The sequence below is a fragment of the Qipengyuania sp. NPDC077410 genome, from assembly GCF_044543405.1.
Taxonomy (GTDB): Bacteria; Pseudomonadota; Alphaproteobacteria; order Sphingomonadales; family Sphingomonadaceae; genus Qipengyuania; species Qipengyuania pacifica.
The window spans coordinates 730,234-745,498 of the sequence record NZ_JBITWB010000002.1; the positions used below are offsets into that span (position 1 = coordinate 730,234).

Consider the following 15,265-nt stretch of genomic DNA (forward strand, 5'->3'; position numbering starts at 1 on the left):
CGAGCCTTGGTCATAATGATGCTGTGCAATGTGGTCTGGGCGCTCAACGTCGTCGTCAGCAAGGTCGCGATCGCAGACCTCGGCACGCCGCCGCTATTCTATGCCTTGCTACGATCGATCATTATTGCAGTCGTGCTCGTCCCGTTGCTGCGGCCACTGCCCGACAAACTGTGGCGCGTCTTGCTGGTCGGTCTGGCGATAAGTGGCGGGTCTTTTGCGCTGCTGTTCATGGGTCTTGCCACTGCCAGCCCGTCTGCAGCAGGTGTGGTAAGCTTGACCGGTGCGCCGATGACGGTCCTGTTTGCCATCATATTTCTCGGCGAACGTATTCGGTGGCGCCGTGGGCTCGGTATCGGGCTGGCATTCGGCGGCGTCCTGTTCGCAATGGCGGGGGATAATCAGATGGAAACCAGCACAGGCCTGCTGCTCGTGTTCATTTCCGCAGTCATCGGTGCATTGGGGTCCGTTTTCGTGAAGCGGCTCGATCTGCCTTCAATCCGGCTGCAGGCGTGGGCCGCTGTCGCATCGGTGGCAGTGTTGATTCCGTTTACAGTGGCGATGGAAAGCAATCAGATCGCGGCGCTGTCCCAAGCCCCTTGGAAACTTGCTGCCTGCCTGTTCTTCGCTGCCATTATCGTATCGGTATGTGGACACACCGCATATTATCGCCTGCTGCAGGAACACGACGCCAATCTCGTCGTGCCTTTGACGCTGTTCACGCCGATCCTGACGATACTTTTCGGCGCCTGGCTGACGGGCGATGCCATTGGCGGGCGTTTGATCACAGGCGGAGCAATCGCACTCGCAGGTGTGGCGATTATCGTATTGCGGCCGAGCGAAACATTCACCCGGCGCTTTCTGGTCAGGCCAAGGTTCTGATCAATCGAGTTTGTGCGTCCAGCCGTACGTGTCCGGCACGGTCCCTTTCTGGATGCCGACCAGTTTTTCACGTATCTTGTGGGTCATCTGACCCATACCGCCGCTACCTATAGTGAATTCGCCATCCGGACCCAGAACAGTGCCGACCGGGGTCACGACTGCGGCAGTACCGCAGGCCATGGTTTCCAGTAGGCGGCCCTCAGTCGCATCTACGCGCCATTGGTCGATGCTGTATGGTTCTTCGCGAACCTGAAGCCCCTCTTCGCGCAGGAGCTGTATCAGGCTGTCGCGCGTGATGCCGGGCAGAATGGTACCAGTTAGCGGCGGCGTAATGACACTTCCGTCGTCGAAGACGAAGAACAGGTTCATGCCACCCAGTTCCTCGATCCATTTCTTCTCGACGGCGTCGAGGAAGACCACCTGATCGCAGCCGTTTTCGATACCTTCGGCTTGCGGGACCAAGGATGCAGCATAGTTTCCGCCGGTCTTCGCAGCGCCCGTGCCGCCCGGTGCCGCACGGGTGTAATTGCGGCTGACCCAGATCTTGACCGGCTTGGCGCCGCCTTTGAAGTAGGGTCCGACCGGTGAGGCAATGAGGATATATTTATACTGTCGCGCCGGCCGCACGCCGAGAAATGCCTCGGATGCGAACATGAACGGACGAAGGTAAAGCGAACCATCGGGATCACCGGGCACCCAGTCACGATCTCTGGCGATAAGCTGGCTGATCGATTCGAGAAAAAGTTCTTCCGGCAATTCCGGCATAGCCATCCGCCGGGCACTTTCATTGAACCGGCGCGCATTTTGCTCCGGTCGGAAAAGGGCGAGCGAGCCATCCTCTCGCTTGTAAGCCTTCATTCCTTCGAAGATCTCCTGCGCATAATGCAGGACCGCCGCTGCGGGATCGAGGCTGATCGGTTCGCGCGGGCCGAGCGTCGCTGTGTGCCATCCACCTTTGTCAGCATCGAAATCGATCACGACCATATGATCAGTGAACAGTTTGCCGAAGCCGGGATCCTGCAATGCCTGCTGACGCGTTTCGCCGGGCACTGGGGCGGAGTGGGGAAGATGCTTGAAATCCATGGCCCGCGGGTAATGTGCGCTGCGAAATTTCGCAAGCGATCGGGTTGCGGGATCAAAATGAGAAGGGCAGCTCCACGCCCGTAGGTGGAACTGCCCTTCGCATGGTCAGCGGCGGGAAGTGCCGCTCACGTAGCCTCTAAAGGTATCTGCTTACCGATAGTGCTCCGTGCGGAAACTTGCCGACCTCTCTGCTGAACCATGAGACATCGGATCACCTCCTTTCGCGCTGTTTAGAGCCAAAGTACCCCGTTGCCGGAGAACAAGACCGCGTTTCGCCGCTGATCTTGAGGACATATTTGAGTCTTTCGCGGGCCTAAAACAACCCTTGAAAAAAAGTTTTCCCACGTCAGAATTGTCGTTTCTGGCTCAGAACATTCATCGAGCCTTCCTCCAGCTCCTCTTCCGATCCACGGCCGTCGATAATCGCGAAGCGAATCCCCTCAGCGGCATTCCTCGATCACGTGCGATACTTCCGCCCATGGCGGCAGGTAGATTGTGGATAAGCCGGGGACTTCCACAGCGAATCGCCCCCTGGTGATCGCCATTGCGTCGAGCAAGGGATCGCGCGCGGAGACGGTGGCCACGGTGGTCGGCTGGCCGCCATCGCCGGGCCGGACTGCCATCGTCCGATCCGCGGTTTCGGTACGGATGGTCATCCCCGACTGGCCCTGCACCTGACCGGCGCGGGTTAGAATGATCTGATTTGCCGAACGATCGCAGCGAATGGAAAACCGAGTTTCGGACGCATTTTCGCCGTATAAGGCCATTCCGCCATTCGTATCGGCGCGATAACTCCAGTCCCCTGGAGTACGGGGCTGGTCGATCCAGTTCTCGACCGGCGGCGCCTGAGGCGGAGGTGCGGGGGGCGTAGTTTGCACTGGCGTGGGTGCAGGCGCAGGTGCCGGGGTGGAATCAGGTGCCGGAACGCAGGCAGCGATGGTAAAAGTGAGCGCCAGCGCGCCACCTAGATGGGCATAGATCGGTTTCATGCAGCAACAATGCTCGCTAAGCGCCATGTTTCCAATGCCGAAAAAGATGCGCCTTGATCAGATGCTGGTAGACCGCGGGCTCGTGGAGAGCCGTACGCGGGCCCAAGCCTTGGTAATGGCCGGTCTGGTTTTCTCCGGAGAACAGAAACTGGCGAAGCCCGGTCAGCAACTTTCCGAAGATGCACCCCTGGATGTGCGCGGACGAGATCACCCGTGGGTCAGCAGGGGCGGGATCAAGCTCGCCCATGCGATTGACCACTTCGGCCTGGATCCTGCAGGGGTCACTGCCATGGATATCGGGAGTTCAACGGGCGGGTTTACCGATGTGCTGTTACAGGGCGGCGCAGATCATGTATTCGCTATCGATAGCGGCACAAACCAACTCGCCTGGAAACTGCGGCAGGATGCCCGCGTAACGGTGCTGGAACAGACGAGCGCGCGCGTTCTGACGCCGGCGATGATCGATCGCCCGGCTACCTGGGTAGTATGCGACGCCAGTTTCATAGGGCTTTCAAAGGTGCTCGAACGGCCGCTGGCACTCGCCGAACGGGCTTGCCGTTTGGTAGCGCTGATCAAACCGCAATTCGAAGTTGGGCGTGAGGAAGTCGGCAAGAAGGGCGTGGTCAGCGATCCTGCGCTTCATCTGCGCGTTTGCGAGGAGGTGCGCGAATGGGTCGAAGGGCTTGATTTCCATGTGCAGGGGATCGTCGAAAGCCCCATCACTGGCCCGGAAGGCAATGTGGAGTTCCTGATTAGCGCCTCTCGCAATTGACCTTGAGGCATGCTTCGCCCTAGGCGCTCGTGCAATCGTATTTCACGGAGAGAGCATGTCCGCCAATATTGCCGAAATGGAACGCCGCCGCGATGCCGCACATATGGGCGGGGGGCAAAAGCGTATCGATGCGCAACATGCCAAAGGCAAACTGACCGCGCGCGAGCGGCTCGAAATCCTGCTCGATGAGGGAAGCTTCGAAGAGCTCGATACTTACGTAGAGCATGACTGTGTCGATTTCGGCATGCAGGACCAAAAGATCCCGGGTGACGGTGTGGTTACCGGGTCAGGCACGATCAATGGCCGGCTCGTCTATGTTTTTTCCCAGGATTTCACAGTCTTTGGTGGCTCTCTTTCCAAGCGCCATGCGGAAAAGATCTGCAAGGTCATGGACACCGCGATGAAGGTGGGCGCCCCTGTTATCGGTCTCAACGATTCCGGTGGGGCGCGCATTCAGGAAGGCGTCGCTTCGCTCGGCGGTTACGCCGAGGTGTTCCAGCGCAACGTCTTGGCAAGCGGCGTGGTGCCGCAAATCAGCCTCATCATGGGGCCGTGCGCGGGCGGTGCGGTTTACAGCCCCGCCATGACTGACTTCATCTTCATGGTCGAAGACAGCAGCTATATGTTCGTCACCGGACCGGATGTGGTAAAGACGGTGACAAACGAAGTGGTCACGCAGGAGGAGCTTGGCGGCGCGAAAACGCATACGACCAAGACCTCTGTTGCCGATAACAGCTTCGAAAACGACATCGAGACCCTGCTCGCAACGCGAAATTTCTTCGATTACCTCCCGCTGTCAAACCGCGAGGACGTGCCCGAGCGGCCGACCAGCGATGCCTGGGATCGCGAAGAGCCAAGCCTCGATACGCTGATCCCCGATAACGCTAACCAGCCGTATGACATGCACGAAGTCATCAGGAAGACGCTGGACGAAGGCGACTTCTTCGAGATCCAGCCCGCCCATGCAGGCAATATCATTTGCGGTTTCGGCCGGGTGGAAGGGCGCACGGTGGGCGTGGTGGCGAACCAGCCGATGGTACTGGCGGGCGTGCTCGACATAAACTCGTCCAAAAAGGCTGCGCGTTTCGTTCGTTTTTGCGACGCTTTCGAAATCCCCATCCTGACTTTCGTCGATGTGCCCGGTTTTCTTCCTGGGACGAGCCAGGAGCACAATGGCATCATCAAGCATGGGGCGAAGCTGCTGTTCGCATATGCCGAAGCGACAGTGCCCAAGATAACCGTGATCACGCGCAAGGCTTACGGCGGCGCATACGACGTGATGGCATCGAAGCACTTGCGCGGCGATTTGAACTACGCATGGCCGACGGCCGAAATCGCAGTGATGGGCGCAAAGGGTGCGGTGGAAATCATTTTCCGCCAAGACCGTGACGATCCGCAAAAGATCGCCGACAAGACCCAGGAATACGAAGCCCGCTTCGCCAATCCTTTTGTGGCTGCGAGCCGCGGTTATATCGACGAAGTCATCTACCCGCACTCCACAAGGCGGCGCATCGCACTCGGTCTGCGCAAGTTACGGACAAAGCAACTCGAGAACCCGTGGAAGAAGCACGATAACATCCCGCTTTGAGGGCCTCATGAGCGATATCTGGACTCAGCTGTCTTCGCCTTTGGGCCGAATTTTCCTGATACTTCTGATTGCGGGAGCGTTCGCCTTCTTGGCAAATGTCACCTACGACTTCGGTGCGTTACTTCACGAAATATTCTGCCCCACACATGGAATGGTATTCTCATGAAACTTGGCCGTCTCAACCACATTGGCGTCGCAACGCCATCGATTGAGGAATCGATCTCCTATTATCGTGATGTCATGGGTGCAGGAAGAATCCGCGATCCGTTCGAGATGGAGGAGCAGGGTGTAAAGGTCTGCTTCGTCGACACACCGGGCGAGAATGGGACTTTCGGAACGCAGATCGAATTGATCGAGCCGCTTGGTGAAGACTCGCCTATCCATGGTTTTCTCGCGAAGAATCCGGCGGGCGGGCAGCATCACCTGTGCTACGAAGTCGAGGACATCGACGAAGCGCGAAGCTGGTTCGAAGGGCTGGGCAAATGTATTCTCGGGCCTACGCGCATAGGTGCGCATGGCTCACCAATCTTCTTTCTGCATCCCAAAGACATGATGGGTCAGCTGACCGAAATCATGGAAACGCCCAAGGACGACACGCACTGGTCGAACTGACCGGCGTGTAGAGAGAGGATCACGATGCTTTTCTACGACAGCCCGAATCCCGCGCCAAATCCGCGCCGTGTGCGTATCTTCGCCGCCGAAAAGGGTATTGAACTTTCATCGAAGGAAGTGTCGATCCCCAAGCGCGAGCAGAAAGCGCCGGACTATGTGGCCAAGAACCCCAGAGGCCAAACGCCAATTCTGGAGCTCGACGACGGAACAGTGATCGCCGAAAGCGTAGCGATCATGCGGTACCTGGAAGCAGAACAGCCCGATCCGCCGCTATTTGGAACCACGGCACGTGAAATTGCCGAAATAGAGATGTGGAATCGCCGGGTCGAGATGATCCTCATGCCAGCCATTGCTGCGGTTTGGGTTCACACGCACCCTTTCACCGCGGCGCTTCCTGGCCGGAACGTCGAATGGGGAGAGTCCAACCGACCACGCGTTGCAGAAGGCATACGCTTCTTCGATGGATCGCTCGAGGGACGCGAATATCTGGCTGGGAGTGCTTTCTCTGCTGCCGACATCCTCTTGCTGACGACTGTCGATTTTGCAAAATTCATAGGTCTCGAAATGCCGAGCGAATGTGCAGATATTCTCCGGTGGCACGAACGCGTTTCCGCCCGGCCAAGCGCTTCAGCCTGAGTTCCGCACGGCGCGGCAAAGGGCTTGCGCGCCATATCGTTCGCAGCCAAGCTCGGTTGCTAAACGCAACGTTCGGGAGAGACGCGTGACCTACGAAACCATCATCGTCGAAAAGGACGGGCCGCTTACCACCATCACGCTAGATCGGCCTGACCGGCTGAATGCGATGGCACCGCAGATGGCGGACGAACTCAGCGAGGCTCTCTACGACTTGGGTGACAGCCGCGCGGTGCTGATCACCGGGGCAGGCAAGGGTTTTTGCTCGGGCGCCGACCTCGCAGCGCGGGGGGATCGTAGTGCCTTGAACAGCAAGGGCGGAAGTCACCGGGCTTTGCAGAACCATTACAACCCGGCAATCAACATGGTTCTGCGCGCGCCGGTTCCGGTTATATGTGCGGTAAATGGTCCTGCTGCCGGCGTAGGATGCAGCCTCGCGCTGGCCGGCGATTTCGTACTTGCCGGGAAAAGCGCCTATTTCCTTCAGGCCTTCGTCAACATTGGCCTCGTGCCGGATGGCGGATCGACTTGGCTTCTTGCGCGCGCAATAGGTCGTGCACGTGCCACCCGCATGATGATGCTGGGCGAAAAGATCGGTGCTGATCAAGCAGAGGATTGGGGCCTGATCTACAAGGCATGCGAAGACGATGCTCTAATGGAAGAGGCGAGGGCGCTCGCCATGACGCTCGCCAATGGTCCGACGCTTGCCTATGCAACGATGAAGCGTAATATTGCGACCGCACTCGATGGCAGCATCACGGAAGTCCTTCTGGCCGAAGCCGAGGGCCAACGTCTGGCGGGCGCCAGCAAGGATGCGATGGAGGGCGGTATGGCCTTCCTTGAAAAACGCAAACCGGCATTCAAGGGCGAGTAATTCGCCTGCCGGTCCTTCCCCTGTGCATACGATTGTGTTTAGGGACCCCGCATGACCGACAAGCCGACTTATGAAGACTGGAAGCCCCTCGCCGACAAGGAAGTAAAGGGGCGCGATCTGACTTGGCATACGCCCGAAGGCATCGCCGTTAAGCCCCTTTACACAAGTGCGGACACCGCCGATCTCGATCCTGGCGTCCCCGGTATCGCGCCGTTTACCCGTGGCCCCTATGCTTCGATGTATACCGGACGTCCTTGGACAATCCGGCAGTATGCGGGCTTCTCCACCGCGGAGGAATCGAACGCCTTCTATCGCCGCAATCTTGCCGCGGGGCAGAAAGGGCTGAGCGTTGCTTTCGACCTCGCGACGCATCGTGGGTACGACAGCGATCACCCCCGTGTGGTCGGCGATGTCGGCAAGGCTGGCGTGGCGATCGACACCGTGCGTGACATGGAAATCCTGTTCGACCAGATCCCGCTCGACACGATGAGCGTGTCGATGACGATGAACGGCGCAGTGATCCCGGTTCTTGCGTTCTACATTGTCGCGGCAGAGCGTCAGGGCGTCAGCCAGGACAAGCTTTCGGGGACCATCCAGAACGACATTCTCAAGGAGTTCATGGTCCGCAACACCTACATCTACCCGCCCGAACCGAGCATGCGGATCGTCTCGGATATCATCGCATATACATCCGCCAATATGCCGAAATTCAACAGCATTTCGATCTCGGGCTATCACATGCACGAGGCTGGCGCGACGGCGGTGCAGGAACTCGCCTTCACCATCGCTGACGGCAAGGAATACGCCAAGCGTGCGATGGAAGCGGGGCTGGATATCGACGCCTTCGCACCACGCCTGTCCTTCTTCTGGGGCATCGGCATGAACTTCTTCATGGAAGTCGCCAAGATGCGTGCCGGCCGCGCGCTTTGGCATGAAGTAATGGAAGGGTTGGGGGCGAAGTCCGAAAAATCGAAAATGCTGCGCACGCACTGCCAGACCAGTGGCGTAAGCTTGCAGGAGCAGGATCCTTACAACAACGTCATCCGCACCACGATCGAGGCGATGGCCGCAGTTCTGGGCGGCACGCAGTCGCTGCACACGAACGCGCTCGACGAGGCGATCGCGCTGCCGACTGATTTCAGTGCCCGTATCGCGCGTAACACGCAGCTGGTGATCCAGGAAGAAAGCGGCATTACCAATGTCGCGGATCCGCTGGGCGGTAGCTATTATGTCGAAAGCCTCACGGCCGCCCTGCTCGAGCAAGCGCGCGCGTTGCTCACGGAAGTCGAAGCAGCGGGTGGGATGACCGAATATGTCGCCAGCGGTAAGCCAAAGGCGCAGATTGAGGAAGCGGCGGCGGCCAAGCAGGCCTCCGTCGACCGGGGCGAGACCGTCATCGTCGGTGTAAACAAATACCGCCGTGACAAGGAAGACGAGATCGACACGCTTGATGTCGACAACCATGCGGTGCGTCGCAGCCAGATTGCGCGGCTGGAGAAAGTGCGCGCGGATCGGGATGAATTCGCGTGCAAGGCCGCGCTCGATGCGCTCGCCAGAGGGGCGGCGCAGCGACAGGGCAATCTGCTTGGCCTGGCGGTTGAAGCGGCCCGCCACGATGCGACGCTGGGCGAAATATCCGCTGCGATGGAAGACGCCTATGGGCGCTACGACACCATGCCCAAGCCTGTGCGCGGGGTTTATTCCGCGGCCTACGCTGAAGATGACCGTTATGCGCAGGTTGTCGAAGGTGTGAGGGCGGTCGAACGGCGCCTCGGCCGTGCGCCAAAGCTGATGGTTGCAAAGATGGGTCAGGATGGTCACGACCGCGGGGCTAACGTCATTGCCAGCGCCTTTGCCGACATGGGCTTCGAAGTGGTTTCGGGCCCGCTATTCCAGACGCCTGCGGAAGCAATGGCTCTTGCGCTGGAAAACGATGTCGATGCCATCGGGGCCAGCAGCCTTGCCGCAGGTCACAAGACACTCATTCCCGAACTGATCGACCTGCTGAAGGAAGCTGGCCGCTCTGACATCAAGGTTATCGCAGGCGGCGTTATCCCGCAAAAGGATTACGAATTCCTCCGCGATGCCGGAGTGCAGGGTATCTACGGCCCCGGCAGCAATGTCGTGGAATGCGCTGCGGACGTGCTCCGCCTGCTCGGCCACAATATGCCGCCTGCAGGCGAGGATCTGGACGAGGCGGCGGAGTGAAGTGGCTTGGGTTTGCCTTCGCTACGGTCATCATTATTGGTTTGGGGACCTTGCTAACCGGCATGAACGCCATGTCGGAATGCTTCCCAGACTTTCCGGATTTCGATCAATGCCTTTCTGACAAACGGCGCGATGCTATTGCAATTCTTGTTGTGACGGTCGCGCTCTCGATCGGAAATGCTTTCCTAATTTTTCGTAGGAAGAGACTTAAATGACCCAAATCCGCACCGACTGGACCCGCGAGGAAATCGCTGGCCTGTTCGACCTTCCTTTCACCGAGCTGCTGTTCCGCGCCGCCAAGGTCCACCGCGAATTCCATCCCCCCGAACAAGTTCAACTCTGCACTTTGCTCTCAATCAAGACCGGAGGGTGTCCCGAGGATTGCGGCTATTGCTCGCAGTCGGTGAAGGCCGATAGCGGGGTCGAGGCGACCAAGTTGATGGACGTGCGCGCCGTGCTGCAATCGGCGGCGCAGGCGAAGGATGCGGGCAGCCAGCGCTTCTGCATGGGTGCGGCCTGGCGCAATCCCAAGGACCGTGACATGCCCGCAATCGTCGAGATAGTGAAGGGTGTGCGCGATATGGGTCTCGAAACCTGCATGACGCTCGGTATGCTCACGCCAAAACAGGCGGAGATGCTCAAGGAAGCGGGCCTCGACTACTACAATCATAATGTCGACACGGGCCCGGAATACTACGAGCGTGTGATATCCAGTCGCAAGTATGAGGACCGTCTCGATACCCTTCAGAACGTGCGCGATGCGGGGATCAACGTGTGCAGCGGTGGGATCGTCGGCATGGGCGAAACGCGCGAGGATCGCGTCGGCTTCGTCCACACGCTCGCTACGCTCGAACGCCATCCCGAAAGCGTGCCGGTCAATGCGCTGGTGCCGGTCAAGGGTACGGTGCTGGGTGACATGCTGGCTGACACGCCACTCGCCAAGATCGACGATATCGAATTCGTCCGCACCGTTGCCGTGGCACGCATCTGTATGCCGATGAGCATGGTACGTCTTAGCGCCGGTCGCGAGTCCATGTCGGATGCCACCCAAGCCCTTTGCTTCCTCGCGGGCGCGAACTCTATTTTTACCGGCGACAAATTGCTGACCGCGCCCAATGCCGGCGACGACAGCGACGGCGCCCTCTTCGCCAAGCTTGGTCTGACCCCGCTTTTGCAGGAAGAGCCGATGCGGACGCGCCCCGTCATGGAACCGGCTGAGTGATCTTCGCCGCTCTTTTCTTGCTGGCTCAAGCGCCTGACGCGGTGGCGGAGTGTACGGAGCCCACTACACAAGGGGAGATGAATGCGTGCGCCAAGCAGGATTTCGACCGTGCCGACGCTGAACTGAATGCTGTGTGGAAGAAGGTGCGCGGCTGGGCAAAAAACGCCGATGCGAAATTGGACAGAGGTGATGGGCAATCGGGCTACGCAGAAAGCCTGCTCGCCGCCCAGCGCGCATGGTTGACCTACCGCGACGCCCATTGCCGTTTGGTGAGCTTCGATGCACGCGGTGGCTCGATGCAACCGCTCCTGATTAATAACTGCCTGACTGAACTGACAGAGAATCGTACTGCTGAGCTGCGCGAACTTCTCGTCAATCAGGTTTCGGGCGAGCCCAAGACCTTACCGGAGACTTAGCGTGTTCAAGAAAATTCTAATCGCCAATCGCGGTGAAATCGCTTGCCGGGTCATCAAGACCGCGCGCCGGATGGGTATCGCAACCGTGGCCGTTTATTCCGATGCAGATGCGCGTTCACCTTTCGTGAAAATGGCGGATGAAGCGGTGCACATTGGTCCCGCGCAAGCCTCCGAAAGCTATCTCGTCGCGGACAAGATCATCGCCGCCTGTAAGCAGACTGGCGCAGAGGCCGTACATCCGGGTTATGGCTTCCTGTCGGAACGAGCTAGTTTCGTGGAAGCTTTGGCGAAAGAAAGCATCGCATTCATCGGCCCGCCTGCCCAAGCCATTGCCGCGATGGGCGACAAAATCGAAAGCAAGAAAATCGCTGAAGAAGCGGGGGTCAACACCGTGCCCGGTTCGGGCGGCGCCATCGCCGATACGGCGGAGGCGCTCGAATGGGCGAACCGGATCGGCTATCCGGTAATGATGAAGGCCAGCGCGGGCGGCGGCGGCAAGGGCATGCGCCTGGCGTGGAACGATCAGGATGTGAAGGATGGCTTCGAAGCGACACAGCGCGAAGGACTGAACAGCTTCGGCGACGAGCGCGTCTTCATCGAGAAATTTATCGAAGACCCGCGCCACATCGAAATCCAGATCCTCGGCGACCAGCACGGAAATGTGATCTACCTCAACGAACGTGAATGTTCGATCCAGCGCCGCCACCAGAAGGTGGTCGAAGAAGCCCCGTCGCCCTTCGTCACGCCGAAGATGCGCAAGGCCATGGGCGAACAGTGCGTCGCACTGTCCAAGGCCGTTGGTTATTACAGTGCGGGTACGGTAGAACTCATTGTTTCGGGCGCGGACAAGACGGGCGAAAGCTTTTACTTCCTCGAAATGAACACTCGCCTGCAGGTGGAACATCCCGTTACCGAGGCGATCACGGGCGTCGACCTGGTCGAGCAGATGATCCGCGTCGCCGCTGGCGAAAAGCTCGAACTGACGCAAAGCGACGTAAAGATAGACGGTTGGGCGATAGAGAACCGGGTCTATGCAGAAGATCCTTACCGCGGCTTCCTGCCATCCACCGGCCGCCTCGTGCGCTATCACCCACCGGTAGAGCCCTGGGCTGACGACGGCTCGGAAAACGGGCGCCGCGGCGTCGACGGCGTTCGAGTGGACGACGGGGTGTTCGAAGGCGGTGAGGTCTCGATGTTCTACGACCCCATGATTGCAAAGCTGGTTACCTGGGGTGAAACGCGCGACGACGCCGCCGATCTCCAGATTGCCGCCCTAGATGCGTTCAGGATCGAAGGCTTGGGCCACAATGTCGATTTCCTCAGCGCGATCATGCAGCATCCGCGCTTCCGGTCGGGCGAACTGACCACCGGCTTCATCGCGGAAGAATATCCCGAAGGTTTTGAAGGCGCTCCGGCCGATGATCGTCTGACGAGCGTACTCGCAGCCGTGGGCGGGGTCATCGCTACGGCGGATGCCGACCGGGCACGACGCATCGAAGGGCAGTTGTCGGACGATCTCTATGCTCCGGGTGACTGGACCATTCGTATCGGCGAGCGCGAAGAGGGTTCGACGAGCTACGACGTGCGGCTGGAGGAAAACGCGCTGACGGTCGATGGTGAGCAAGTCACGATCGAGATGCAGTATACGCCAGGCGAGCGAATGGTGGATGTGGCGCTGTTTGAAAACGGCGCGGGCGAAGATGCCGAGCCGATCCAAAGCTACACATTTCAGTTGAAGCCGACGCGTACCGGTTATGCCGTGACAACGCGCGGGGCCACGCATCATTTGCGGATCCTGCAGACACGTATCGCCCATCTCGCATCGCATATGATCGAGAAGACCCCGCCGGACCTTTCCAAGATGTTGATCTGCCCCATGCCGGGCCTGCTGGTGAAGCTGCATGTTGGCGAGGGGGATGAAGTCCAACCCGGCCAGCCGCTTGCGACAGTGGAAGCGATGAAGATGGAAAACATTCTGCGGGCCGAAAAGCAGGCTACGATCGGCAAGATAAATGCCGAAGAAGGTGATAGCCTCGCCGTGGACGAAGTCATACTCGAACTGGAATAGGTCTTAGCCCGCGAAGGGCTTCAAGCCTTTCGCGGGTCAGATCGCCCCTATTAGAACATCGATCTTGCTCATTTTACGAGCGGCATGGATTTTTAGGTTAACGGCCTTCCAGCGATCGCCCAACTGACCCATACTACGCTCCTTCGAGTCGCTTCTGAACGCAATTACAGGAGCATCAAATGGCACAGCGGGGCACAGGGTTTTTCGATCGCAAAGGGCAGTATTTTAAGACTCCCGAAGAAGCGACGGTGAGCGATCTTGCCGGGATTCTCGGGAAAATAGGCGATGGTGAAAGCCTCGCTCCGGGCATTGCTCACACCATCCTTCAACGACGTAGCGAAATCGAACGATTGCTGGCCGAGCACGATTCGATGATGGCAGATTACCAGCCGATCGCGTCGGGCAGGATAATGCGGCTGGAGCCTCGGGCGGGCTAGCCAAGCTCCTACTGCGAAAACTCCGCGCTCGCGTCACGAGAGCGCGACGTTCTCCGGCTCGACGTCGCGCATCAGGCGCGGTGCGAGCAGTAGCTTGAACAGGAGGAAGACAGCGCCCGCTGTCGCGGCAAAGCCCATGTGCATCAGCCAGAACTGCGTGATCGGCATCGTCTCGAACCAGCCCCCGACGTAACCGACAATGGAATTTCCCGCGAAGAAGGACAGGTAATACAGGCCGATTACGGTCGCATTGATCTGCTTTGGTGCAAGGCGGGCGAACAGTGCAAGGCTGACCGGCAACATGTGCGCAAAGCCGATGGCGTTCACGATGTGAAACATGACCGGCCAGAAAAGCCCGATCTTCTCGCCCGGCGGTGTGGTGGCGGCGGCAAGATAGAGGCAGGCCATCCCGCCAATGGAGAATAACGATCCGATGATGATCTTCGTCAGTTCGTCTGGCTCCGTCCACTTGGTCTTCCACCAGCGATAGAACCCGGCGACGATGGCCAGAAAACTGACCGATACGATCGCATCCAGTGACACGAGCCAGCTGGTAGGAAGCTTCTCGCCGCCCCAGTAAAGCGCAAACTGCTGATCCCCCCACACCAGATAGGCATTGAATATCTGATTGTTGGGCACGATGGCGAGCGCGAGGACGGGGATGAGAAGAATAAGAGCTGATGTCGCCAGCCAGTCTTGCCGCGTCATGGGTTCGCGCGGTTTCTTATCCGTTTTCGCCGCAGCCTTGCCGGGAACATCGAAATGCTCCTTGGGCAGATATTTCTGACCCGCGAGATAGATTGCGAGGCCGATCAGCATGCCAATGCCCGCCGCGCCGAACCCCCAGTGCCAACCCACCTTTTCACCCAGCGTTCCAACGATGAAGGGGGAGGCGATCACACCGGCGTTGATGCCGAGATAGAAGATCTGGAATGCATCGGCCCGCCTAAGGTCGCCCGGTGAGTAAAGGCTGCCGACCTGGCTCGCGATATTGCCTTTGAAAAGCCCCGAACCGACGATCAGGCAAAGCAAAGCCAGCAGGAACGTCACGTTGAATGCCATCAGGAAATGGCCCAGCGCCATGACGATCGCACCAAGCAGCACCGTACGCCTCTTTCCCAGTATTCTATCGGCGATCCAGCCGCCGAAAATGGGCGTGAGATAGACGCTCGCGGCATATGTGCCGAAGATGGCGCTGGCGAAGGGTTGGCCGTCGATCCCGCCATATAGCGCGCGAAGCTGCTCGATGCCCGCAACACTGCCGACCTCTTCCGGTTTGAGCAGGAAATTGACCATGTAAAGCACGAGCAGCGTTTGCATGCCGTAATAGGAAAACCGCTCCCACGCTTCCGTGAAGGCGAGGTAGCCAAGACCTTTGGGATGTCCGAGGAAACTGCGATCCTCGGGGTCGTACAGTCGGAGTTCGGGAGTCGCTTCGGCGACGGTCATGCGCGCATCCTCACCTGCAAGAGGCCGCCGGGATA

The 15,265-nt window shown here is 59.0% G+C and carries 14 protein-coding genes; 11 read left to right on the forward strand and 3 right to left on the reverse strand.

Going from position 1 to position 15,265, the window contains the following annotated elements; all coding sequences use genetic code 11:
- The first annotated feature begins 15 nt into the window (after positions 1-15).
- Positions 16-879 (forward strand): DMT family transporter, encoded by an 864-nt coding sequence (locus ACIGGE_RS11555; protein ID WP_397490435.1) that lies wholly within the window; start codon positions 16-18, stop codon positions 877-879.
- Here the strand turns inward: ACIGGE_RS11555 and ACIGGE_RS11560 are convergent, their stop codons facing one another.
- Together ACIGGE_RS11560 and ACIGGE_RS11565 are read right to left on the reverse strand one after the other, a co-directional pair.
- Positions 880-1,962 carry a branched-chain amino acid aminotransferase gene (locus ACIGGE_RS11560; RefSeq protein ID WP_397490436.1) on the reverse strand — a complete coding sequence of 361 codons (1,083 nt, stop codon included), beginning with the start codon at positions 1,960-1,962 and terminating at the stop codon, positions 880-882.
- A 440-nt stretch (positions 1,963-2,402) separates the two neighbouring features.
- Positions 2,403-2,951: a hypothetical protein gene (locus tag ACIGGE_RS11565; protein ID WP_397490437.1), complete on the reverse strand. Its 549-nt coding sequence runs from the start codon at positions 2,949-2,951 to the stop codon at positions 2,403-2,405.
- Positions 2,952-2,997: 46 nt separating this feature from the next.
- On the opposite strand from ACIGGE_RS11565, the gene ACIGGE_RS11570 reads away from it, so the two are divergent.
- The 10 genes from ACIGGE_RS11570 to ACIGGE_RS11615 all read left to right on the forward strand — a co-directional run bounded on the left by ACIGGE_RS11570 (position 2,998) and on the right by ACIGGE_RS11615 (position 13,781).
- A complete protein-coding gene (locus ACIGGE_RS11570; protein WP_397490438.1) occupies positions 2,998-3,723 on the forward strand; it encodes a TlyA family RNA methyltransferase in 726 nt (241 codons plus the stop codon).
- Positions 3,724-3,778: 55 nt separating this feature from the next.
- Positions 3,779-5,311, forward strand: coding sequence for an acyl-CoA carboxylase subunit beta (locus tag ACIGGE_RS11575; RefSeq protein WP_103023280.1), 1,533 nt, complete (start codon positions 3,779-3,781; stop codon positions 5,309-5,311).
- A 162-nt stretch (positions 5,312-5,473) separates the two neighbouring features.
- Complete coding sequence (mce, locus tag ACIGGE_RS11580) at positions 5,474-5,923, forward strand: methylmalonyl-CoA epimerase (protein ID WP_397490439.1); 450 nt, start codon at positions 5,474-5,476, stop codon at positions 5,921-5,923.
- Between the two features lie 24 nt (positions 5,924-5,947).
- Complete coding sequence (locus ACIGGE_RS11585; protein WP_397490440.1) at positions 5,948-6,559, forward strand: glutathione S-transferase family protein; 612 nt, start codon at positions 5,948-5,950, stop codon at positions 6,557-6,559.
- 85 nt (positions 6,560-6,644) lie between these two features.
- Positions 6,645-7,430: an enoyl-CoA hydratase-related protein gene (locus ACIGGE_RS11590; RefSeq protein ID WP_397490441.1), complete on the forward strand. Its 786-nt coding sequence runs from the start codon at positions 6,645-6,647 to the stop codon at positions 7,428-7,430.
- Positions 7,431-7,481: 51 nt separating this feature from the next.
- Entirely contained in the window at positions 7,482-9,638 is a 2,157-nt protein-coding gene (scpA, locus tag ACIGGE_RS11595; protein ID WP_397490442.1) for a methylmalonyl-CoA mutase, read from the forward strand.
- Positions 9,639-9,849: 211 nt separating this feature from the next.
- On the forward strand, positions 9,850-10,860 hold the full coding sequence (gene bioB / locus ACIGGE_RS11600; protein WP_397490443.1) for a biotin synthase BioB: 1,011 nt from the start codon (positions 9,850-9,852) through the stop codon (positions 10,858-10,860).
- Positions 10,857-11,276 (forward strand): lysozyme inhibitor LprI family protein, encoded by a 420-nt coding sequence (locus tag ACIGGE_RS11605; protein WP_397490444.1) that lies wholly within the window; start codon positions 10,857-10,859, stop codon positions 11,274-11,276. The genes bioB and ACIGGE_RS11605 overlap by 4 nt, the downstream gene beginning before the upstream one ends.
- Before the next feature lies 1 nt (position 11,277).
- On the forward strand, positions 11,278-13,344 hold the full coding sequence (locus ACIGGE_RS11610; protein WP_397490445.1) for a biotin carboxylase N-terminal domain-containing protein: 2,067 nt from the start codon (positions 11,278-11,280) through the stop codon (positions 13,342-13,344).
- A gap of 179 nt (positions 13,345-13,523) precedes the next feature.
- Positions 13,524-13,781 (forward strand): hypothetical protein, encoded by a 258-nt coding sequence (locus ACIGGE_RS11615; RefSeq protein ID WP_103023289.1) that lies wholly within the window; start codon positions 13,524-13,526, stop codon positions 13,779-13,781.
- A 33-nt stretch (positions 13,782-13,814) separates the two neighbouring features.
- On the opposite strand, the gene ACIGGE_RS11620 is transcribed toward ACIGGE_RS11615, so the two are convergent.
- Positions 13,815-15,230: a peptide MFS transporter gene (locus ACIGGE_RS11620; RefSeq protein ID WP_397490446.1), complete on the reverse strand. Its 1,416-nt coding sequence runs from the start codon at positions 15,228-15,230 to the stop codon at positions 13,815-13,817.
- Positions 15,231-15,265: the final 35 nt, after the last annotated feature.